At 71.7% G+C, this 20,174-nt stretch carries 20 protein-coding genes; 9 read left to right on the top strand and 11 right to left on the bottom strand.

Annotated elements, in window-relative coordinates; translation table 11 throughout:
• Window positions 1-176: 176 nt before the first annotated feature.
• Window positions 177-311: a hypothetical protein gene (locus tag AB0H37_RS08655; RefSeq protein WP_268247744.1), complete on the top strand. Its 135-nt coding sequence runs from the start codon at window positions 177-179 to the stop codon at window positions 309-311.
• A 78-nt stretch (window positions 312-389) separates the two neighbouring features.
• Here AB0H37_RS08655 and AB0H37_RS08650 read toward each other — a convergent pair whose 3' ends face one another.
• Entirely contained in the window at window positions 390-1,613 is a 1,224-nt protein-coding gene (locus tag AB0H37_RS08650) for an ROK family transcriptional regulator (RefSeq protein WP_329093734.1), read from the bottom strand.
• Window positions 1,614-1,876: 263 nt separating this feature from the next.
• Here AB0H37_RS08650 and AB0H37_RS08645 point away from each other — a divergent pair, with 263 nt between their 5' ends.
• From AB0H37_RS08645 to AB0H37_RS08630, 4 genes are read left to right on the top strand one after another with little or no spacing between them, the layout of a single operon-like run.
• Window positions 1,877-3,139 carry an extracellular solute-binding protein gene (locus AB0H37_RS08645; RefSeq protein ID WP_360611987.1) on the top strand — a complete coding sequence of 421 codons (1,263 nt, stop codon included), beginning with the start codon at window positions 1,877-1,879 and terminating at the stop codon, window positions 3,137-3,139.
• Window positions 3,140-3,161: 22 nt separating this feature from the next.
• The gene (locus AB0H37_RS08640; protein ID WP_360611981.1) at window positions 3,162-4,133 is read left to right on the top strand and encodes a sugar ABC transporter permease; all 972 of its coding nucleotides are present in this window, start codon (window positions 3,162-3,164) and stop codon (window positions 4,131-4,133) included.
• On the top strand, window positions 4,130-4,969 hold the full coding sequence (locus tag AB0H37_RS08635; RefSeq protein ID WP_329093736.1) for a carbohydrate ABC transporter permease: 840 nt from the start codon (window positions 4,130-4,132) through the stop codon (window positions 4,967-4,969). The genes AB0H37_RS08640 and AB0H37_RS08635 overlap by 4 nt, the downstream gene beginning before the upstream one ends.
• Complete coding sequence (locus AB0H37_RS08630) at window positions 4,966-6,423, top strand: glycoside hydrolase family 3 N-terminal domain-containing protein (RefSeq protein WP_229809873.1); 1,458 nt, start codon at window positions 4,966-4,968, stop codon at window positions 6,421-6,423. The genes AB0H37_RS08635 and AB0H37_RS08630 overlap by 4 nt, the downstream gene beginning before the upstream one ends.
• Window positions 6,424-6,827: 404 nt before the next feature.
• On the opposite strand, the gene AB0H37_RS08625 is transcribed toward AB0H37_RS08630, so the two are convergent.
• Window positions 6,828-7,211 (bottom strand): tautomerase family protein, encoded by a 384-nt coding sequence (locus AB0H37_RS08625; RefSeq protein ID WP_329093737.1) that lies wholly within the window; start codon window positions 7,209-7,211, stop codon window positions 6,828-6,830.
• 103 nt (window positions 7,212-7,314) lie between these two features.
• Between AB0H37_RS08625 and AB0H37_RS08620 the strand changes: the two genes are divergently transcribed.
• The 3 genes from AB0H37_RS08620 (at window position 7,315) to AB0H37_RS08610 (ending at window position 9,580) form a co-directional block, all read left to right on the top strand.
• The gene (locus AB0H37_RS08620) at window positions 7,315-7,779 is read left to right on the top strand and encodes an Rrf2 family transcriptional regulator (protein WP_179833510.1); all 465 of its coding nucleotides are present in this window, start codon (window positions 7,315-7,317) and stop codon (window positions 7,777-7,779) included.
• A gap of 1 nt (window position 7,780) precedes the next feature.
• The gene (locus AB0H37_RS08615) at window positions 7,781-8,572 is read left to right on the top strand and encodes a DNA-formamidopyrimidine glycosylase family protein (RefSeq protein ID WP_329093739.1); all 792 of its coding nucleotides are present in this window, start codon (window positions 7,781-7,783) and stop codon (window positions 8,570-8,572) included.
• Window positions 8,573-8,701: 129 nt separating this feature from the next.
• A complete protein-coding gene (locus tag AB0H37_RS08610) occupies window positions 8,702-9,580 on the top strand; it encodes a LysR family transcriptional regulator (protein WP_360611980.1) in 879 nt (292 codons plus the stop codon).
• Here the strand turns inward: AB0H37_RS08610 and AB0H37_RS08605 are convergent, their stop codons facing one another.
• The 5 genes from AB0H37_RS08605 to AB0H37_RS08585 all read right to left on the bottom strand — a co-directional run bounded on the left by AB0H37_RS08605 (window position 9,581) and on the right by AB0H37_RS08585 (window position 13,510).
• The gene (locus AB0H37_RS08605) at window positions 9,581-10,081 is read right to left on the bottom strand and encodes a hypothetical protein (RefSeq protein ID WP_360611979.1); all 501 of its coding nucleotides are present in this window, start codon (window positions 10,079-10,081) and stop codon (window positions 9,581-9,583) included.
• A 102-nt stretch (window positions 10,082-10,183) separates the two neighbouring features.
• Complete coding sequence (locus AB0H37_RS08600; RefSeq protein ID WP_179833506.1) at window positions 10,184-10,651, bottom strand: DNA starvation/stationary phase protection protein; 468 nt, start codon at window positions 10,649-10,651, stop codon at window positions 10,184-10,186.
• A 129-nt stretch (window positions 10,652-10,780) separates the two neighbouring features.
• Window positions 10,781-11,134: a helix-turn-helix transcriptional regulator gene (locus AB0H37_RS08595; RefSeq protein WP_089313015.1), complete on the bottom strand. Its 354-nt coding sequence runs from the start codon at window positions 11,132-11,134 to the stop codon at window positions 10,781-10,783.
• Between the two features lie 111 nt (window positions 11,135-11,245).
• A complete protein-coding gene (locus AB0H37_RS08590) occupies window positions 11,246-12,541 on the bottom strand; it encodes a CinA family nicotinamide mononucleotide deamidase-related protein (protein WP_360611978.1) in 1,296 nt (431 codons plus the stop codon).
• Between the two features lie 456 nt (window positions 12,542-12,997).
• Window positions 12,998-13,510 (bottom strand): DUF1990 domain-containing protein, encoded by a 513-nt coding sequence (locus AB0H37_RS08585; protein WP_179833504.1) that lies wholly within the window; start codon window positions 13,508-13,510, stop codon window positions 12,998-13,000.
• An 87-nt stretch (window positions 13,511-13,597) separates the two neighbouring features.
• On the opposite strand from AB0H37_RS08585, the gene AB0H37_RS08580 reads away from it, so the two are divergent.
• A complete protein-coding gene (locus AB0H37_RS08580) occupies window positions 13,598-14,383 on the top strand; it encodes an MOSC N-terminal beta barrel domain-containing protein (protein WP_360611977.1) in 786 nt (261 codons plus the stop codon).
• A gap of 21 nt (window positions 14,384-14,404) precedes the next feature.
• Here AB0H37_RS08580 and pgsA read toward each other — a convergent pair whose 3' ends face one another.
• The 4 genes from pgsA to AB0H37_RS08560 all read right to left on the bottom strand — a co-directional run bounded on the left by pgsA (window position 14,405) and on the right by AB0H37_RS08560 (window position 20,073).
• Window positions 14,405-14,998: a CDP-diacylglycerol--glycerol-3-phosphate 3-phosphatidyltransferase gene (gene pgsA / locus AB0H37_RS08575; protein WP_360611976.1), complete on the bottom strand. Its 594-nt coding sequence runs from the start codon at window positions 14,996-14,998 to the stop codon at window positions 14,405-14,407.
• Entirely contained in the window at window positions 14,995-16,422 is a 1,428-nt protein-coding gene (rimO, locus tag AB0H37_RS08570) for a 30S ribosomal protein S12 methylthiotransferase RimO (RefSeq protein ID WP_360611975.1), read from the bottom strand. The genes pgsA and rimO overlap by 4 nt, the downstream gene beginning before the upstream one ends.
• 112 nt (window positions 16,423-16,534) lie before the next feature.
• Entirely contained in the window at window positions 16,535-17,284 is a 750-nt protein-coding gene (locus AB0H37_RS08565; protein ID WP_179833500.1) for a helix-turn-helix domain-containing protein, read from the bottom strand.
• Between the two features lie 143 nt (window positions 17,285-17,427).
• Complete coding sequence (locus tag AB0H37_RS08560) at window positions 17,428-20,073, bottom strand: DNA translocase FtsK (protein WP_360611974.1); 2,646 nt, start codon at window positions 20,071-20,073, stop codon at window positions 17,428-17,430.
• Between the last annotated feature and the right edge of the window lie 101 nt (window positions 20,074-20,174).

Raw genomic sequence — 20,174 nt, 5'->3', positions numbered from 1 at the left:
CCCATGATCTCAGCGCGGCCGCCCCGCGGATGTCCGGGGCGGGCCTCCGCTGGTGGTCTGACCTCGAATTCATTCCTTGGGCGGATCCCCTCCAGCCCTTTCGTTTGAGAGCATGGCTGCATCACGGGGTTTGCGGTGGCCAAGGGGAAAGCGTCACCGCGGAACGGGGTTTCGGCATGACACCTACGGCACGCAAGGCCGCCGCTCTCCGGCGCAAGCGTCAGATCATCAGCCAGACCGTCATCGACCGCGCGCTGAACGACCCCCGGCGTCATCCGGAGGTCGCCGTCGCGGCGGCGCCCGCCAAGTAGGGGAACGGACCACCGCGCGATCGGGAAGCGCCTCCGCCCGCCGGGCGGAGGCGCTTCCGCTTTCGCGGACGCGCCTTCCTACGATGCCCCCGCGGCCGAGAAGACGTCGTCGCGCGCCTGCTCCAGCGCCGCGTGCAGGGCGCCGCGCAGGACGGGGTCGCCCTTCACGCCGGTGACGGCGACGGCGGGGCGGGTCGGGCTGATCCGGCCGACGATCGACTCGATGCGGGTGGCCAGCGGCCATCCGCCGGCCCGGCCGAGGCTTCCCGACAGCACCACGAGCCCCGGGTCCAGGACGATGTTGACCGAGGTCACGCCGTAGGAGATGCGGTCGGCGAGCTCGTCGAGGAACGCCCCGCCGCGGTCCTCGTCGTCGGCCGCCGCGCGGACGCAGTCCACGGCGGTCGGCTCGGTGAAGCCGTGCTCGTGCGCGAGGGCGCGGACCGCGTCCGCGCCCACCAGGGCCCCGTATCCGCCGGCGAGGGTCGGGATCCCCCAGGTCGTCGACTCGGTGACGCCCTCGTCCTGGGCGGCGCGCCGGGCGTCCCCGACCGGTAGCGGCGCCCCGGGGACGGGCAGGTAGCCGATCTCCCCCGCTCCGCCCCACCGCCCGCGGTGCAGCCGCCCGCCCAGCATCACCGACAGGCCCATGCCGCGGTCGAACCACATGAGCGCGAAGTCGTCGGCGTCGCGCGCCGCCCCGTAGGCCCGCTCGGCGATCGCGGCGAGGTTCACGTCGTTCTCGATGATCACGGGGCGGCGCAGGTCGGTGCGCAGCGCGGCGAGGACGCCCTCGTGCCAGGCGGGCAGGTCGAAGGAGAACTGGACGTCGCCGGAGCGCGGGTCGACGACGCCGGGCGTCCCGATGACGAACGCGCTCAGCTTCGACACCGCGACCTTGGCCGAGCGGCACGCCTTGACGACGGCGCTGTGCACCATCTTCACGGGATCGTCGGCGCCGTTCGGATCCACGGTGACCTGGGCGACGATCTGCCCGGTGATGTCGGCGACGCCGGCCGTGACCCCGTCCGGCCCCACCTCCAGGCCCGCGACATACGCGCTGGACGGGACGACGGCGTAGAGCGCGGCGTTCGGGCCCCGTCCCCCGGCCTGCTCCCCCACCACCGAGACGAGCCCCCGCTCTTCCAGCCGGGACAGCAACTGGGACGCGGTCACCTTCGACAACCCGGTGTGCTCGCCGATCTGCGCGCGGGTGAGCGGACCCTGCTCGACGAGCAGGTCCAGTGCCGCGCGGTCGTTGAGCTCACGCAGCAGTCTCGGCGTTCCCGGGCGTCTTGCCATTCTGACCCCTGATGTCTCAATCCGCTAACGAGGAGTTTTGTTTAGGAAAGTTTCTTGTTAGTTTACGCCCAAGCGCCGACCGGCACGGTACCCCGGGTCGGGGGCGCGCCGCAGAGCGCGGACTGGCGAGCAGGGCGCCCGCGAGCGATGCGAACGCGGGAGGGGCATGGCTGGGACCCTAAAGGGTCCGCGCCGTCTCCACTCGCACCGCAGGCCACAAGGCCGCGCGAGGCGATGCCGGAAAGGAACCCCCAGTGAAGTACATGAAGGTTGCGGCCGTGACGGCCGCGATCGCCCTGGCCGCCACGGCCTGCGGCGGCGACAAGAAGGACGGCGACGCGGGCGACGGCAAGGACCCGGCGCAGCTGAAGGTCTGGATGATGGGCGACGGCACGCCCGAGCAGACCAAGTTCCTCGACGGGGTCGAGGCCGAGTTCAAGCAGAAGCACCCGAACACCGACGTCCAGGTCAAGTACGTGCCGTGGCCGCAGGTCGCCACGACGTTCCAGAAGGCGGCGGCCGGCGGCGAGGGGCCCGACGTCACCGAGCTCGGCAACACCGACGTCCAGTCCCACATCGAGCAGGGCAGCCTGGCCGACATCACCGACCGGTTCACGGGCTGGGCGGACGGCAAGACGCTGAACAAGACCGCGCTCGGCAACGACACCGCGGACGGCAAGACCTACGCGGTGCCGTGGTACGGGGGCGTCCGCGGCGTCTGGTACCGGACGGACTGGTTCCAGGAGCTCGGCATCCAGCCGCCGAAGACGTGGGCGGACCTGACCGCCGCCGCGAAGAAGGTGCAGGGCTCCAAGAAGGTCCCCGGCATCGGCATCCCGAGCGACCAGACCAACGCGCTGCTCAGCTTCGTGTGGGGCAACGCCGGCGAGGTCGCCGTCGACGACGGCAAGGGCGGCTTCAAGGGGCAGCTCGACCAGCCGCAGGCGGTCGAGGCGGTCAAGTACTACGCCGGGCTCGTCACCACCGAGAAGGTCGCCCCCGAGAAGTACGTCGGCAAGAACGAGCTGGAGGGCCCGCAGCGCGACTTCGCGCTCGGCAAGCTCGGCATGTACGTCGACGGCAGCTGGGCGCTCAAGGAGATGAAGAAGGTCTCCGAGAAGAACGCCGACAAGTGGGGCGTCTTCCCGATCCCGACCAAGACCGGCGGCAACGCCCCGGTCATGGCGGGCGGCTCCGACCTCGCGGTCTGGAACGACAGCAAGGCCAAGGGCGCGGCCTTCGACTACATCACGGTCCTGAACAACGCCAAGAACGCCAAGGGCTGGGCGGACTACAGCGGCTTCTCCTCCATGCGGTCGGACGTGAAGTTCTCCGACCCCAAGCTGGAGATCTTCACCTCGATCGCCGGCAACACCAAGTTCCCGCCGATCAGCGCGGGCTGGGGCGAGTTCGAGCAGGCCAAGAAGGTGCTGCCGAACGCGGTCAAGGCGATCATGCAGGGCAAGTCCGCCGAAGAGGAGATGAAGAAGGCGAACGAGCAGGCCAACACGCTGCTGAACCCCTAGTACCCGGCTGATCGGAACGTCCATGCTCGACACCGCTCCCGCGGTGCGGAGAGCGCCCGGCCGGAGAACGTCCGGCCGGGCGCGCCCCCGCCGCAGGCCCCGCTTCGGGCCCTACCTGCTGATCGCGCCCACCGTGGTCGTGATCGCCCTGCTGATGTTCTGGCCCATGGTCCAGATCGGGATCATGTCGTTCCAGAAGGTCGGCAACCGCCAGCTGCGCGGCGAGCCGGCCGAGTCGGTGGGGACCGAGAACTTCACAAAGATCTTCAACGATCCGTTCTTCTGGCAGACCCTCCGGCACACCGTGCTGTTCGCCGTCGTCGCGGTGTCCCTGACCCTGGTCGTCGGGACGCTGGTGGGGCTGCTGCTCAACAAGCTCGGCAAGCGGATGTCGAGCTTCGTCGCCGGTGGCGTGATGGTCGCCTGGGCGACCCCGCCCGTCACCGCGGCGATCATCTTCAGCTGGCTGTTCGGCACCACCGGCGGCCTGGTCAACTGGTGCCTGGACCTGCTGCCGGACTTCCTCGTCGGCGGCGGCTGGAGCGACTACAACTGGTTCGCCACGCCGCTGTCCACCTACACCGTCCTCACCGTGTGCGTCGTCTGGCAGGCCTGCCCGTTCGTCGCGGTGTCCGTGCTGGCCGGGCTGAAGAGCGTCCCCGGCAAGCTGTACGAGGCCGCCCGGGTGGACGGCTCCGGACCGTGGCGGACGTTCTGGAGCCTCACCTACCCGATGCTCAAGCCGATCTTCCTCGTGCTGGTCGTCATGTCGATCATCTGGGACTTCAAGGTCTTCACACAGCTGTTCATCATGGCCGGGATGGCCAACCGCGACGCGTTCAACCTGTCGCTGTACGGCTACTCCGAGGCGTTCGGCTCGCTCAATCCGAAACTCGGCATGGGCTCGGCGATCGCGCTCGTGCTCACGCTCATCCTGCTCATCGTCACCGCCCTGTACGTGCGGGTCATGGTCCGTCAGGGGGAGACCCGATGAGGCGCCTGTCGCGCAAACTGCTGCTGAACGGGACGGGCCTGCTGGTCTTCCTGATCGCGGTGTTCCCCGTCTTCTGGATGGCCTCCACCGCCTTCAAGCCCAACACCGAGATCTTCAGCACGACGCCGAAGCCGCTGCCGTCCCATCCGACGCTGGAGCACTTCGATCTGGTGCTGAACGGCGGCATCGCCGAGGTCTCCTTCTGGGAGTACTTCCGCAACAGCGCGATCCTGGCGCTCGTCACCGTCCTCGTGTCGGGGCTGCTCTCGCTGATGGCCGCGATCGCCGTCGCCCGCTTCCGGTTCCGCTTCCGCACCACGTTCCTGATCATGCTGCTGGTGGTCCAGATGGTCCCGTGCGAGGCGCTGGTCATCCCCCTGTTCCTCGACCTGAAGCAACTGGACCTGCTGAACAGCCTGGCCGGCCTCGTCATCGTCTACATCGGCTTCGCCGTCCCGTTCGCGATCTGGATGCTGCGCGGCTTCGTCGCCGCCGTGCCGCGCGAACTGGAGGAGGCCGCCGCCATCGACGGCGCGGGCCCGGTCCGGACGTTCTTGCGCGTCATGCTCCCGCTCGTCGCTCCCGGCCTGGTGGCGACCAGCATCTTCTCCTTCATCACCGCCTGGAACGAGTTCATCTTCGCGTTCACGTTCCTGGACGACCAGACCAAGTACACCCTGCCGATCATGCTGCAGTTCTTCTTCGGCCGCAGCGGCAACGCCTGGGGGCCCATCATGGCAGCGTCGACGCTGCTCACCATTCCCGTCATCGCCTTCTTCCTGATCGTCCAGCGCCGCATGGTGTCCGGGCTCACCGCCGGGGCGGTGAAGGGGTGACGACCGACGACATCGCGACCACGGCGGAGATCGCCCGGCTCGCGCGCGGCACGCTGCTCCCGTCCTTCCCCGGCGCGACCGCGCCCCGCTGGGTCCTGGACGAGATGGAGGTCGGCCTCGGCGGCGTCACGCTGTTCGCGCTCACCGGGAACGTCCCGAGCCCCGAGTCGCTGGCCGCGCTCACCGCGCAGATGCGCAAGGCCGGCGACCCCTTCATCACGATCGACGAGGAGGGCGGCGACGTCACCCGCCTCGGCGGCCACGCGACCGGCAGCCCCTACCCGGGCAACGCCGCGCTCGGCGCCGTCGACGACCCCGAACTCACCCGCCGCATCTACCGCTCGCTCGGCGCCGAACTGGCCGAGGTCGGCGTCAACTTCAACTTCGCGCCGTCGGTCGACGTCAACACCGCCGACGACAACCCGGTCATCGGCACCCGCTCGTTCGGCTCGGACCCCGCGCTGGTCGCGCGGCACGCCGCCGCCGCCGTGACCGGCACGCAGGAGGCGGGCGTCGCCGCCTGCGCCAAGCACTTCCCCGGCCACGGCGCGACCGTGGACGACTCCCACCTCGGGATCCCGCTCGTCGACGCCGACCTGGACCTGCTGGACCGCCGCGAGCTGGTCCCGTTCCGGGCGGCGATCGCGGCCGGCACCCGCGCGGTGATGACCGGGCACCTCAACCTGCCCGCCATCACCCGCGGGGCGCCGGCCACCCTCTCCCAGGAGGCGATCACCGGGCTGCTCCGCGAGCGACTCGGCTACCAGGGCGTGATCGTCACCGATGCGCTCGACATGGAGGGCGCGAGCGGCGCGATCGGCATCCCGGAGGCGTCCGTGCGGGCCCTCATCGCGGGCGCCGACCTGCTGTGCCTCGGTCCCCGCGAGCACGCCGAGACCGTCGAGGCCACCCTCGCCGCGATCGACGAGGCCGTCCGGACCGGGCGCCTCCCGCTGGCCAGGCTGGCGGACGCGGCCGAGCGCACCCGCCTGCTCAGGGAATGGCTCGCCGGGCACAGCCCCGCCGCCGTCGACCGGCCCGCCGGGCTGGAGGCCGCCCGCCGCGCCGTCCGCGTGACCGGCGCGCTGCCCGGCTGGAACGGGGCGCCCCTGATCGTCGAGACCGAGACGACCGGCAACATCGCGGTCGGCCCGACACCCTGGGGCCTGCACCCGTGGGCGCCCGACGCCGTCCAGGCCGACGGCGCGGACGGGACGGCGGAACGTGTCTTGGACCGTGCCAAGGGCCGCGGGCTCGTCATCGTCCTCCGCGACGCCCACCGGCACGCCGGCCAGCGCGCCCTCACCACGGCCCTGCTCACCGCCCGTCCCGACACCGTCGTCGTGGAAATGGGCCTCCCCGTCTGGCGCCCCCGCTCAGCCGTCTACCTGGCCACCTACGGCGCCGCCGCCGCCAACGCCCAAGCCGCCGCCGAACTCCTGGGGTTGTGTTGATTGCTTTTTCTCCTCCTTCGGGCCTGGCGGCCCTCCATCGTCGATAAAAGCGGGCGATCGCTGGCATCGCTCCGGCTCGCCTTGCGGCTCGCTGCGCGATCAGGTTCTTGCTTCGCTCGAACCTGCCTTTGGACGCGATCGCCACCATTGAGGTCGTCGCGGGGTTGCGGTCGCGGCTGAGGTGGCTGCGGTAGCGGGTGCCGGTTGGCGGGCATCGCTCGCCGCGTTGGGTCTTGCTTCGCTCGAAGCTGCCTTTGGACGTGATCGCGACCGTCTCGGTTGTCGCGCGGGGCCCGGGGCGCGGCGGCTGAGGGGGCGGGTTGGCGATTGAGACCCACGGCGCACCGCTGGACAAGAGCCCGGTTCCGGCGGTGCGTCGTGCTTTGGGCCTGGCGGGTCGCCGGCTACGGGAGGTACTGGGCCTGGCCGTGGCCGAAGGACCAGTCTGCCGGGGTGTTCTCGTGGATGACTATGAAGATGTTGTGGGGGGCCACGTCGGCGCGCTCGTGGGCTAGGGCGCATACGCGTTCGTAGAGGTCCTTCTTCTGGTCCGCGGTGCGGCCGGCGCGCATGGTGATGTCGATGTAGACGATGCCGTCGTCGCGGGGGATGTCCAGGTACGTGCCGTGGCGAAGCGTGCCGGTCGTGCCGTCGTGGCTTGTCAGGATCTGGAAGCGGTCGTCGGCGGGGAAACCGATCGAGTCCATGAGGGCCTGGTGTACCGCGTCCCCGAGTGCTTCCAACTGGGGAGGGGGCATCCGGAGGGCGTCAATGCGGACCAGCGGCATCGGATCACGTGTCCCTTCGGGTCGGCTTCGTACATACTAGTAGGTACATCTTCTTGGCCGGGAGGGAACCGAAGTAGTCCTATCGGCAAGGGATAATGCGAATATGCGATTGTCCGCCCGGGTCGACTACGCGCTGCGCGCCTCCGCCGAGCTGGCGGTCGCCGGGAGTCATCCGGTGACCGCGGTCCAACTCGCCGAGGCCCAGCAGATACCGCCCAAATTCCTGGAGAACATCCTCGGCCAGCTGCGCCGGTCCGGGCTCGTCCGGAGCCAGCGGGGACCCGAAGGCGGCTACTGGCTGGCACGTCCGGCCGAGCGGATCTCGCTGGCCGACATCATTCGCGCCATCGACGGGCCGCTGCTCGGCGTGCGGGGCGAGCGGCCCGAGCACGTCGGGTACGAGGGGCCCGCGCGGTCCCTGCAGGAGGTGTGGATCGCGCTGCGCGCCAGCGAGCGGTCGATCCTGGAGCAGGTCACGCTCGCGCACATAGCCGCCGGGGAACTGCCGGCGGCCGTCCAGAAGCTGACCGAGGACCCCTCCGCCTGGGAAAGCCCCTCCCTGATCTGACATGCCCGAGGGCGACGTCGTCTGGCTGACCGCCCGGCGCCTGCGCGAGGCGCTGAAGGGGCGGGTGCTGACGCGCTCGGACTTCCGCGTGCCGAGGTACGCGACGGCCGATCTGCGCGGACGGACCGTCCTGGACGTGGTCTCGCGCGGCAAGCATCTCCTCGTGCGGATCGAGGGCGGGCTGACCGTCCACACCCATCTGAAGATGGAGGGACGCTGGCAGGTCCGCAGGGCCGGGCCTCCTCCGCGCGACCACCGGGTGCGGCTCGTGCTGGCGAACGCGGAGTGGCAGGCGGTCGGGTACTCGCTCGGGGTGGTCGAGTTGCTGCGCACCGACGAGGAGGGCTCGGCGGTCGGGCACCTCGGGCCCGACCTTCTCGATCCGGCGTGGGGGCCGGAGATGGCGGCCGCATCCGTCGCGCGGCTGGCGGAGGAGCCGGAGCGGGCGATCGGCGAGGCGCTGCTCGACCAGACGAGGGTCGCCGGGATCGGCAACGTCTACAAGGCCGAGGTTCTGTTCCTGCGGGGCGTGAACCCGTGGACCGCCGTAGGGAACGTTCCCGACACTTCGGGTCTTGTGCGGCTCGCTCACCGCCTTCTGGAGGCCAACAAGGAGCGGCACGGCCACATCACGACCGGTGAGCCGGGGCGCGGCCGGGAGCACTGGGTGTACGGGCGCGCCGGACGGCCCTGCCGGAGGTGCGGAACCCGCATCGAGCGGGCGGAGCAGGGAGAGCGGGCGACCTTCTGGTGCCCGCGCTGCCAGCCGGTCGGCGCCCGCCCTGACGCCTGAGACCTCAGGACGGGTCGCCGCCTGTCGGGGTCGCCGGATCCTGCGCCCTTGGGAAGATCGTGCGTCGGGGCGCCACTCCAAGTCAATTCTCGGGTTTTGTTGGAAAGCTCCTCGGTCTAGCTTGGATCTGTGACCTTGGACGATCTTCGCGTGTTCGTGGCGGTCTGTGCGGCGGGGAACCTGAGCGCGGTGGCGCGGGATCTGTCGTGCAGCCAGTCGGCCGTCAGCCAGCACGTCAAGCGACTCGAACGCGAGACCGGGCTCGTGCTGCTGGAGCGGCGGCCGCGCGGCGTGGTGCCGACCCGCGCGGGGCGCATCCTTCAGCGGGCGGCGGCGGAGGGGATCGCCGGGCTGGACGCCGCGCTGCGTCAACTCGATGACGTGCGCCGCGGGGTGGGCGGCACCGTCCGGGTCGCGACCGGGGCCACGACCGTGCGGCATTTCATGGCGGCGGGGGTGGCGGAGTTCCGGGACCGGCATCCCGAGGCGGCGCTCCAGTTCGAGACCGCCGGGTCGAGCCGCCGCTGTCTGGAGGCGGTGCGCTCGCACACGGCCGATCTCGCGTGGGTGACGATCGGGCCGCCGCTGGAGGGCGTCGAGCAGCGGGCGTCGTGCGAGCTGCCGTGGGTGCTCGCCGTGCACGTGGACGATCCGCTGGCCGCGCGGGCGTCCGTGGCGCTGGGCGAGCTGGCCGCGATCCGCTACATCGAACTGCCGGCGCACTCGACGTCCCGCGTCCATCTGGAGATGCAGCTGGAACGCCACGGGGTGCGCCTCACGTCGACCACGAGCGTCGCCGACTGGGACACCGCGCTCCTGCTGGCCGAACTGGACCTCGGCCAGGCGATCCTGCCCGCTCTGCCGGGGTGGGGAGGAGGGCCGGGGGACGTCCGGCTGGTTCCGATCCCGGAACTGCCGCCGCTCACCGCCGGATGGGCCGCACGCCGCTGGGACGCTCTGACCCCGCTCGCCGTCGAGTTCGCCGAGACCGTCCTGGCGCATCTCTGATCAGCGCACGGTCACCTGGCCGTTCGCGACGGTCAGCGCCGCCTGCGGGGGGCCTTCGCCGCAGTGAGGGCCGTTCGGGAACGTGGCCTTCGGCGTGACGTCAAGGCGGCGGGTGAGGTAGGTCCGACCTTCCGAGTCGCGCAGCTTGAGCGTGACCTGGACGGGCGCCTTGGGCAGCCCCTCGACCCGCGCGAAGCCCGCCGCGCCTCCGTCGGGGGACGCCGAGGCGCCGCAGGCGGCGTCGGAGCCGTCGCCGTCGCAGCCGGTCGAGACGGTCTTGGAGGTCGGGCTCAGCTCGATCCGGGGATCATGGCACGTCCCGTTCCAGCACACCCGCATGGTCGCGGACGCGACGCGGGACCCGTCGGGCACGGTCAGGCTCAGCCCGGGCGCCGCGCCGATCAGCGTGCAGGGACGGCCCGCGCCATCGCTTTCGGAACCGCAGGCGGCCAGCGCCAGCAGGGCGGCGGCGAGCGGCAGGGCTCTCAGGAGAGGGCGCATCCTCCATGATCGGCAGATTGCGGGTCGGATCGTGGCGGAACGAGAAAAACCCCGGTCCTCGCCGAGCGGCGGGGCCGGGGTTCGGTGTCGCGGTCGCGTTGGTCAGGTCTGCGCCTGGAACATCCAGTGCTGCTTCTCGAGCTCGGCGGTGATGCCGATGAGCAGGTCCTGGGTCACCTGGTCCGGCTCGTCGGTCGCCTCGATGCGCTCCCGGAACCGCGCGATGATCTGCGCGAGGATGTCGGTGATCGCGGCGACGACCTTGTCGTCGGCGAGGTAACCGGCCTCCAGCTGCGGGATCGTCGTGCGGTCGGCGACCGTGCGGACACGACCGTCCGGGTTCGCCCCGATCGCCACGGCGCGCTCGGCGACGTCGTCCTGGCCGCTGCGGGCCAGCGCGACGATCTCGTCGAGGTGCTCGTGGACGACCTTGAAGTTGCGTCCGGTGAGGTTCCAGTGCGCCTGCTTGGCGACCAGTGCGAGATCGATCAAATCGATGAGAGCGCCCTGCAAAGCGTCCCCGGCGGCCTTCAGTGCCGCCTCGGTGAGAGGGCTCTTGACCGACGCCATGAACAGGCTCCTTCCGCATCGTTACGGTTATCCGTTACAACACGGGAGGATCCCCGGAAATGCCGAGTTCATGCCGTGAGGCCGCGCACACCCGCGGCCCCGGGTCGGGGCATGAACGCGCCGGAAAGGTCAGGCGGCGACCATGTCGGCGCGAAGCTCGCCGGTGATCTCCTCCGGGGTCTCCGGAATGCTCTCGGCGGAGATGCGCTCGTGCTCGGGCGCGCCCGCCATGACGGGCTCGTGCTGCAGCTCGGCGAGGGCAAGTTGATCCGCGACTTCCCTTAGCACGTGCGACAGCGGGACGCCCAGGGCCTTGCAGATAGAGGAGAGCAACTCCGAAGAGGCCTCTTTCTGCCCTCGCTCGACCTCAGACAGGTAGCCGAGTGACACCCGCGCGGCCGCGGACACTTCACGGAGGGTGCGTCCCTGGCGCAGCCGCAGCTGCCGCAGTACGTCACCGAGCAGCTGGCGAAGCAGGACCATCGTCTCGCTCCCTCCCTCAGTTCGGACCATCTGCCGGTTCCACCGTACCCGCCTTGGCGGTGGCCGTGGCAGACCGTTGATTTCGTGTTCGCTCGGAACGTAACGCTGTAATCAGCCCCGATCTTCCCGATCTGCCCGAGCCTCCCCGCTCTCGTCGGCGACGTCAAGTCCCAGCAGGCGACGTCTCAGCAGCTCAAGCGCGTGCACGACGGTCATCCGCCGGATCACCGCGCGGATCTCCGGCCCCGTGCCGGGCACCGGAAGTTTCGGACCGGCCACCGTGAGCGAGTCTCCAGGTCCGGCCAAGCCGATATAGACCGTTCCCACGGGACGGCCGTCCTGCGGGTCCGGGCCGGCGACGCCCGTCACCGCGAGCCCGTAGGTCGCCCCGAGCGCGTCCCGGGCCCCCGCGGCCATCCCGGCGGCCACGTCCGGGTGGACGGCCCCGTGCTCGGCGAGAAGGTCGCCCGGCACGCCGAGCAGCCTCCGCTTCAGATCGGTGGCGTAGGTCACCATGCCGCCCGCGTAGGTCCCGGACGACCCGGGCGTCGCGGTCAGCTCGGCGCCGATGAGCCCGCCGGTCAGCGACTCGGCCGTGGCGACGGTCTCGCCCCGCTCCAGGAGCAGCCGGTGCACGACCAGGCCGAGCGATTCGTCCTCGACCCCGTAGACCGACGGGCCGAGCAACTCCCGGACGCGCGACTCCACGCCCGCCAGCCGTTCCGCGGCGTCCCGGCCGGCCACGGTGATGCGGATCTTCACCTCGGCGGGGTCGGGCAGGTAGGCGAGCTTCACCCCGTCCATCGCCTCCACCTCGGCGAGACGGGTCGCGATGACCGACTCCCACAGCCGGGCGGTGCGCAGCGTGCGGCGCGCGACGGAGGGCAGCCCGGCGATCTCCGCGAGCTCCGGCAGCACGACCTCGTCCATGATCGTGCGCATCTCGAACGGGACGCCCGGCAGCGCGTAGGCGACCCCGCCGGGCAGCTCGACGCGCAGGCCGGGCGCCGAACCGGCGGAGTTGGCCAGCAGCCGCGCGCCCTCGGGGACGTCCGCCATGCGCAGCGCCATCGGCTGCAGTTCCCGGCCGGCCCGGGCGACCCGCTCGCGCAGCCGCCGCTCCAGCGCCGGGTCGCGGACGAGGTCGACGCCCGCCGCCTTGGCGAGGGCGTCGCGCGTCACGTCGTCGTAGGTGGGGCCGAGCCCGCCGGTGGTGATGACCGCGTCGGCCCGGTCGAGCGCGGTCTCCACCGCCGCGACGATCACGTCCAGCTCGTCGCCGACGACCACGCTGCGGGTGACCTCGACGCCGTGGTCGGCGAGGCGCCGGCCCAGCCACGCGGCGTTCCCGTTGATCGTGTCGCCGAGGAGCAGCTCGTCCCCGACGGTGAGCAGTTCGACCCGCATCGCGTCCCCATCCCGTCCCCGCCGCGCGGGATCCGTCCCCCTCGCGCGAGCGTCCCCGAATCTACCGGCGCGGGCCCGCGACGGGCCCGGCGGACCGCCGGTTCACCGGAAAGACCGACCGAATGAGGACGCCGCCGGCTCAACCGCTTCACACCGGCCCCTCCGGCATAACGCTTTTCCGTCGTCGCGAAAAGAGACGGCCGCGTTTATGTCCGCCGGGCCCGGAGCGCGCCGGACGCTGCGCGCGGCCCGGGCACCACCCGGAACGCGCATCGTCGCCGCACGTCACCGGCCCCGGTTGACGACAATGGCGGGAAGCGCAGGTCACATTGTGAGTCAAAACTCATTCCGCCGATTCGTGCATGGGGACGCCGGCAGGGATAATCGAAAAGCGCGGGGCGCCCTAAAGCGGGGCCGCGGGGCCACGACCGGGGTGGGCGTGGTCCCGCGGCCCACCTAGACCCGCGACAGGCGGCGCAGCACGGCGCCGCAGCGGCGGGCATAGGACCGCTGGAACATCCTCCCGAGCGGGCCCGCCAGCCTGGCGGCCGCCGTCGCCGGACGGCTGAACGCCGTGACCGTCAGCCATACGTCGCCCTCGTCGTCCAGGTGCACGACGAACGACTCCTCTCCCGACTCCGGGTGGCCCGGGAGCGTCCCGTACGCCCATCCGGCGTAGCGCTCCTCCTCGCGCGTCCAGACGATGCGGCACGGCGCCCTCAGGCGCAGCGCCCCGACGCCCAGACCGATCACGACGCTCACTCCGGGCGCGGCGCGCGGCGCCGACGCCTCCACCCGGACCGGCAGTGCCCGGTGCATCCAGAACTCCATGACCGCGTCCGCGGCGTTCCGGAAGGCCGCGGGCCCCCGTCCGACGAGCGTCCGCTGCCGCATGTGCCGGTACCCGGCCGGGCGTTCGGCGTCGCGCGTCGCGCCCACCTCGGCGTAGGTGAAGTCCTGCGCGGTCATGCCCTCCGCCCTCCAAACTGACGAATCCGCGTCAAGTATCGCCCGTACGCCTGGTCACCCGGCGAGCCGGTCCGTAACGTCCGACGCATGATCGCCGTTGTCGCCGGCCTGAACATCTTCCCGATCAAGAGCGCGGGAGCGGTCCCGGTCGTCCGGGCCGAGCTGACCCGGGACGGGCTGCGCCACGACCGGGAGTTCATGCTCGTGCGGCCCGACGGGAGGCATCTGTCGCAGCGGGAGGTCCCCGAGCTGGCGCTGCTCCGCCCCGACTACGACGGTGGGAAGCTCATCGTCCACACGCCGCTCGCGGCCGCGCCCCTGGTGTGCGAGGCGCTGGACGGCCCCGCTCTCGACGTCACCGTGCACCGCCGCCCGTGCCAGGGGATGGACCAGGGCGACGAGGCGGCCGGATGGTTCTCCGAGACCCTGGGGCTCGCCTGCCGTCTCGTCCGCTTCACCGGGACGCGCCCCACCGCACTCGGCGGCGGCACCCTGACGTACGCCGACGGCTATCCCGTCTCGGTGCTGTCGGACGAGTCGCTGGACGACCTGAACCGGCGGATGGACGCCCGGCTCCCGATGGCGCGCTTCCGCCCCAACATCGTCCTGCACGGCCTCGGCCCCTACGGCGAGGACCCCGTCACGCGGCTGCGCGGCGGCGGGGTGGAGATCGAGCTCATCAGGCCGTGCGGCCGCTGCGTCATCATCAACACCGACCAGGACACCGCCCGCCGGTCCCCCGAACCGCTGCGCGCCCTCGGCCGGTACCGCGCCGAGCGCTTCGGCGGCACCCGCGAGATCATGTTCGGCAGGCTCGGCGTCCCCCGCGCCCTCGGCACCCTCCGCGTGGGCGACGAGCTCGCCGCCTCCTGACGGTCCGCAAAGGCGCCGGGTTCAGGCGGCCCCTTCGGACGCGCGGCGCATGCGCCACGCCTGGACGACATAGTCGACGCCGGTGACGACCGTGACGATGAGGGCCGCGGCCATCGTGACCCAGCGCAGGTAGTCCAGGGGGCCCGGCAGGATGTAGAAGCCGATGGCGAAGACCTGGAGCGTCGTCTTCAGCTTCCCGCCCTTGCTCGCCGGGATCACGCCGCGGCGGATCACGACGAACCGCATCACCGTGATGCCGATCTCGCGGACCAGGATGGCGGCGGTCACCCACCACCACAGCTCGCCCATCACCGACAGGCTGATCAGCGCCGCCCCGGTGAGGGCCTTGTCCGCGATCGGATCGGCGATCTTGCCGAAGTCGGTGACGAGGCCGCGCGCCCGGGCGATGTCGCCGTCGATCTTGTCGGTGATCGAGGCGACCGCGAACACGGCGAAGGCGGCGAGCCGCCAGCCGGTGCCGTCCAGGAAGAACAGCCAGACGAAGAAGGGCACCAGCGCGATCCGGAGCAGCGTCAGCGCGTTGGCGATGTTCCAGAGGCCGGCCTGCGGCGGATCCGGGGTGCCCGCGACCGGCTCCGGGGTGCCGGCGATCATGAGACGTCGGCGACGAGGTCCACCCCGTCGCTGCCCGCCACCCGGGCCTCCACGATGTCGCCGAGCGCGAGCCCCTCGCCGCGGACCAGGACCGTCCCGTCCACCTCGGGCGCCTGGTGCTCGGCGCGGCCCTCGAAGCCGCCGTCCCCCGCCTGGTCCGCCTTGTCCTCCAGCAGGACGCGGACCACGGAGCCGACGCGGTCCTCGGCGCGCTGCGCGGTCAGCTCCTCGGCGAGGCCGGACAGCTCCTCGACGCGGGCGGCGACGTCGGCGGGGTCGAGCTTGCCGTCCAGGTTCGCGGCCTCCGTGCCGTCCTCGTCGGAGTAGCCGAACACGCCGACGGCGTCGAGCCGGGCGGCCGACAGGAACTCCGCCAGCTCCTCGAAGTCGTCCTCCCCCTCGCCCGGGAACCCGACGATGAAGTTGGAGCGCACGCCCGCCTCCGGCGCCAGCGCGCGGATCTGGTCCAGCAGCCCGAGAAACCGCTCCCGGTCGCCGAACCGGCGCATCGAGCGCAGCACCGGGCCGCTCGCGTGCTGGAAGGACATGTCGAAGTACGGCGCGACGCCGGGCGTGCCGCAGATCGCCTCGATGAGGCCGGGGCGCGTCTCGGCGGGCTGCAGGTAGCTGACCCGCACCCGCTCGATGCCGTCGACCGCGGCGAGCTCCGGCAGCAGCTTCTCCAGCGCCCGCAGGTCGCCGAGGTCCTTGCCGTAGGACGTGGAGTTCTCGCTGACGAGGACCAGCTCGCGGACGCCGTGGTCGGCGAGCCAGCGCGCCTCCTCCAGCACCTCCGCCGGCGGGCGCGACACGTACGCTCCGCGGAACGCGGGGATCGCGCAGAACGTGCAGCGCCGGTCGCAGCCGGACGCCAGTTTCAGCGGCGCGACCGGGCCGCCGCCGAGGCGCCGCCGCAGCACCCGCGGACCCGACGCCGGGGCCACGCCGGCCGGCAGGTCGTCCTGCCCGCCGTGCCCCGGAACGGCGACCTGGGAGGCGTGCGCCCGCCGCTCGACCGGGCTGATCGGCAGGAGGGTGCGGCGGTCGCGCGGGGTGTGCGCGTCGCGCCTGCGTCCCGCGACGACGTCGTCGAGACGCTCGCCGATCGCGGTGTAGTCGTCGAAGCCGATCACCGCGTCGGCCTCGGGGAGCGCCTCGGCCAGCTCGCTGCCGTACCGCTCGGCCATGCACCCGGCGGCGACGACCTTCGCGCCGGAGTCGTGCGCGGCCAGCAGCGTGTCGATGGAGTCCTTCTTGGCGGCCTCGATGAACCCGCAGGTGTTGACGACCACCACGTCGGCGCCGTCCGCACCGTCCGCCAGGTCCCAGCCCGCGTCCTCGATGCGCGCGGCGAGCTCCTCGGAATCGACCTCGTTGCGGGCGCAGCCGAGCGTGATGAGTGAGACCTTGCGGCGAGTGGACATGCCCCTAAGGTAATGGGCCCCCGCTCGGATACCGACCATCGGCCCGCGGCATCCTCGCGGGAAACGTCCCGTGGGGCGACGGATCGCGCCGGCCCCTGGCGAGGCCCCCGGATCAGGCCGGCTCGGGGTCGCTGCGGTCGAAGGTCAGCCGCTGGACGCCCTTGCCCTTGCCGGGCGAGCCCAGGTCCTTGCCGTTGACGGTCAGGTTGACGCTGCCGCCGACTCCGATCACCAGCCGGACCTTCTTCGTGGCGCTGAAGCTCTTCTGGTCGCCCTCGCGGATCATCCCGCTGAACAGCGACCTGCCCTTGTCGCCCTGGACGTTCAGCCACGTCGTCCGCTTCGCCTCGACCCGCACCTCGACCTTGGTGCGCGGCGCCTCCGCGACCGGGGCGCTGCTCTTGGGCGCGGACGGCGCGGCGGACGGGCTGGACGGCGCGGGCGTCCCGGCGACCTGCCGCGCGGTGCGCCGCTCGCCACCGCCGTGCCCGACCACCTGGACGACGCCGTAGATGACCACGAGCGCGAGGGCGAGCGCCATCGCGGCGCTCCAGTTCGGCGACCGGCGCTCGCGGAACGCGACCGGCTGCTCCGGCTCGAACGCCGACACCGCCGAGACCGGCTGGGGGGCACCGCCGTGCGCGGCGTCGAACTCGGCGACGAGCGGTTCCGGATCGATGCCGATCACGCGCGAGATGCTGCGGATGTGGCCACGGGCGTAGAAGTTGCCTCCGCACGCGGAGAAGTCGTCGGCCTCCATGCCGCGGATGACGGTCTCGCGTATCCGCGTCTGGAGGCTCACCTGTGTCATCGAGAGACCGGCCCGCTGACGCTCCTCCGCCAAGGTCTCACCGATGCTCACGCCGGGCCTCCTCTGAGGAGCTCGTGGCCGATCTCGCACGACTGTGAGATCAGTCTAGGAACGGGCTTGCCCGTTCGGCGACTGCCAACACGTTCGAAACAGGGCAAGATTTCGCATCATTCCGCAATGCCCCGGCACCGCGCTCAGCCGCCGCCGCGCAGTTCCGCGAGCACCCCGGGGAGATCGTCCGGCTTGGCCAGCACGTCCCGCGCCTTGGAGCCCTCGCTGGGCCCGACGATGTCGCGGCTCTCCATCAGGTCCATCAGCCGGCCGGCCTTGGCGAACCCGACGCGCAGCTTGCGCTGCAGCATCGACGTCGACCCGAACTGGGTGGACACGACCAGCTCGATCGCCTGGACGAGCAGGTCCATGTCGTCGCCGATCTCCTCGTCGATCTCCTTCTTCGGCGCGCCGGCCGCGGCGACGTCCTCCCGGTAGCTCGCCTCCATCTGCCCCTTGCAGTGGTCGACGACGCTGTGGATCTCCTTCTCGGAGACGTAGGCGTTCTGGAGGCGCATGGGCTTGCTCGCGCCCATCGGCAGGAACAGCGCGTCGCCCTGCCCGACGAGCTTCTCCGCACCCGGCTGGTCGAGGATGACGCGGCTGTCGGACAGCGACGAGGTCGCGAACGCCAGCCGGGACGGCACGTTGGCCTTGATGAGCCCGGTGACGACGTCCACCGACGGGCGCTGCGTCGCCAGGACGAGGTGGATGCCGGCGGCGCGGGCGAGCTGGGTGATGCGGACGACCGAGTCCTCCACGTCGCGCGGCGCGACCATCATCAGGTCGGCCAGCTCGTCCACGATGACGAGCATGTACGGGTACGGGGTGTAGACGCGCTCGCTGCCGGGCGGCGGGGTCATCTTGCCCGCCTTCACCGCCTTGTTGAAGTCGTCGATGTGCCGGTACCCGGACGCGGCCAGGTCGTCGTAGCGGCGGTCCATCTCGCCGACGACCCATTCGAGGGCCTCGGCGGCCTTCTTCGGGTTGGTGATGATCGGTGTGATGAGGTGCGGGATGCCCTGGTACATCGTCAGCTCGACCCGCTTGGGATCGACGAGGATCATCCGCACCTCGTCGGGCGTGGCGCGCATCAGGATCGAGGTGATGAGCCCGTTGATGCAGGTCGACTTGCCGGCCCCGGTGGCGCCCGCGATGAGGATGTGCGGCATCTTCGCCAGGTTCGCCACGACCGTGCGCCCCTCGACGTCCTTGCCGAGCCCGACGATCATCGGGTGGTGCTCGTTGGTCGCGGCGGGCGAGCGCAGCACGTCGCCGAGGCTGACGATGTCCTTGTCGGTGTTGGGGATCTCGACGCCGATCGCGGACTTGCCGGGGATCGGGGAGATGATGCGCACGTCGGCGCTCTTCACCGCGTAGGCGATGTTCTTGGTCAGCGCGGTGACCTTCTCGACCTTGACCGCCGGGCCGAGCTCGATCTCGTACCGGGTGATCGTCGGGCCCCGGGTGAACCCGGTGACCTGCGCGTCGATGTCGAACTGCTCCAGCACGCCGGTGAGCGCGTTCACCACCGTGTCGTTGGCCTTCGTCCGCGGCTTGGAGACGCTGCCGGGCCGCAGCGCCGTCGGGTCGGGCAGCACGTAGATCTCGCCCGACGACGACAGCGGCAGCTGCTCGGTCCGGCGCGGCGCCGGCGTCGGGTCGCGCACCTCGGGGTGCTCGGCCTCGGTCGCGGGCCCGGCCGTCGCATCGGCGGCCATCGGATCGGCGGCCATGGACTCGCCGGCGACGTGCTCGTCCATCGGCTCGCCGTCGGCGGGCGGGGCAGGGGGTGGGACCTGCGCACCGAACGGGTCGGGCTCGAACAGCTCGTCGGCGAGGTCGCGGCGGGGCCGGCCGGCCTTCTTCGGCTCGTCCTCCAGCAGCGGCGTGTCGTAGGGCTTGGAGTGCTCGCCGACCTCCAGTTCGCCGCCGTCCTCGGTCTTGTTCTTGCGGCGGCGCTTCTTCGGGGCGGCCTCGCCCTCGGTCTCGCCCGCGGACGGGCGTTCGGGGCGGCTCTGCAGCGTGGCCATCGCCCACAGGTCGGTGACCCGCTCGGGCACCTTCGCGATCGGCGTCGCGGTGACGACCAGCAGCCCGAACCCGGACAGGAGCAGCAGCAGCGGGACGGCCACCCACCCGCTCAGCGCCGCGTCCAGCGGGGCCGACACGAGCCAGCCGACCACGCCCCCGGACTCGCGGACGCCGTCCATGTCCTTGGCGGGGGACGGGACGCCGGCGGCGATGTGCAGGATGCCGAGGACGCCCACGGCGAGCGCGGTGATGCCGATCACGACGCGGCCGGTGTCCTCGTGGTGCTCGGGGTGGCGCAGCGTCCGCCACGCCAGCAGAGCCAGCAGGACCGGCAGGACCATCGCCATGATGCCGAGGCCGCCGCGCACCACCTTCTCCAGCGCGATGGTGACGACGCCGTCGGGCCGGAACCAGGTGACGGAGGCCAGCACGATGGACGAGCCGAGCAGCGCCAGCCCCAGCCCGTCGCGGCGGTGCTCGGGGTCGAGGTTGCGGGCCCCGTTCCCGTAGGCGCGGAACACCGACCCGACCGCGACCGCCGCCAGCAGGTACAGCTTGAACAGGAGCTTGAAGAACCCGAGGACCGCCTGGGGGATCGGGTCGGGCTTCTGCGGGGGGCGCCCGCGGCCCGAGCCGCGGCCGCCCTTGGAGTTGCCGCTGGGTCGCTTCCGGGGGGCCGGACCTGCGGGCTTGCGAGTCGCCGTGCCCCCCGCACGCGAGGAGGCTTTCGCGCCTCCAGACGCACGTGTGGCCATGCTTATGAGAGTAACCAAGGACCCTCGCGGTTCCCGGGATGGCGCGGGCTGGCGTGTCGAGCGGACGGCCGCGGCCCCGGGCCCCTGCGAAGGGGCCCGGA

It is taken from the genome of Actinomadura sp. NPDC023710, from assembly GCF_040639875.1.
Classification (GTDB): domain Bacteria; phylum Actinomycetota; class Actinomycetes; order Streptosporangiales; family Streptosporangiaceae; genus Spirillospora; species Spirillospora citrea.
The sequence above is the reverse complement of the archived record's forward strand: the minus strand, read 5'-3'. Positions and strand labels throughout refer to the sequence as shown.

What these genes read in the sequence shown, in the direction of transcription:
- AB0H37_RS08655 (WP_268247744.1), top strand. Translation starts at nt 177, where the DNA reads ATGACACCTACGGCACGCAAGGCCGCCGCTCTCCGGCGCAAGCGTCAG.
- AB0H37_RS08650 (WP_329093734.1), bottom strand. Translation starts at nt 1,613, where the DNA reads ATGGCAAGACGCCCGGGAACGCCGAGACTGCTGCGTGAGCTCAACGAC.
- AB0H37_RS08645 (WP_360611987.1), top strand. Translation starts at nt 1,877, where the DNA reads ATGAAGGTTGCGGCCGTGACGGCCGCGATCGCCCTGGCCGCCACGGCC.
- AB0H37_RS08640 (WP_360611981.1), top strand. Translation starts at nt 3,162, where the DNA reads ATGCTCGACACCGCTCCCGCGGTGCGGAGAGCGCCCGGCCGGAGAACG.
- AB0H37_RS08635 (WP_329093736.1), top strand. Translation starts at nt 4,130, where the DNA reads ATGAGGCGCCTGTCGCGCAAACTGCTGCTGAACGGGACGGGCCTGCTG.
- AB0H37_RS08625 (WP_329093737.1), bottom strand. Translation starts at nt 7,211, where the DNA reads ATGCCGCTGGTCCGCATTGACGCCCTCCGGATGCCCCCTCCCCAGTTG.
- AB0H37_RS08620 (WP_179833510.1), top strand. Translation starts at nt 7,315, where the DNA reads ATGCGATTGTCCGCCCGGGTCGACTACGCGCTGCGCGCCTCCGCCGAG.
- AB0H37_RS08615 (WP_329093739.1), top strand. Translation starts at nt 7,781, where the DNA reads ATGCCCGAGGGCGACGTCGTCTGGCTGACCGCCCGGCGCCTGCGCGAG.
- AB0H37_RS08605 (WP_360611979.1), bottom strand. Translation starts at nt 10,081, where the DNA reads ATGCGCCCTCTCCTGAGAGCCCTGCCGCTCGCCGCCGCCCTGCTGGCG.
- AB0H37_RS08600 (WP_179833506.1), bottom strand. Translation starts at nt 10,651, where the DNA reads ATGGCGTCGGTCAAGAGCCCTCTCACCGAGGCGGCACTGAAGGCCGCC.
- AB0H37_RS08595 (WP_089313015.1), bottom strand. Translation starts at nt 11,134, where the DNA reads ATGGTCCTGCTTCGCCAGCTGCTCGGTGACGTACTGCGGCAGCTGCGG.
- AB0H37_RS08590 (WP_360611978.1), bottom strand. Translation starts at nt 12,541, where the DNA reads ATGCGGGTCGAACTGCTCACCGTCGGGGACGAGCTGCTCCTCGGCGAC.
- AB0H37_RS08585 (WP_179833504.1), bottom strand. Translation starts at nt 13,510, where the DNA reads ATGACCGCGCAGGACTTCACCTACGCCGAGGTGGGCGCGACGCGCGAC.
- AB0H37_RS08580 (WP_360611977.1), top strand. Translation starts at nt 13,598, where the DNA reads ATGATCGCCGTTGTCGCCGGCCTGAACATCTTCCCGATCAAGAGCGCG.
- pgsA (WP_360611976.1), bottom strand. Translation starts at nt 14,998, where the DNA reads ATGATCGCCGGCACCCCGGAGCCGGTCGCGGGCACCCCGGATCCGCCG.
- rimO (WP_360611975.1), bottom strand. Translation starts at nt 16,422, where the DNA reads ATGTCCACTCGCCGCAAGGTCTCACTCATCACGCTCGGCTGCGCCCGC.
- AB0H37_RS08560 (WP_360611974.1), bottom strand. Translation starts at nt 20,073, where the DNA reads ATGGCCACACGTGCGTCTGGAGGCGCGAAAGCCTCCTCGCGTGCGGGG.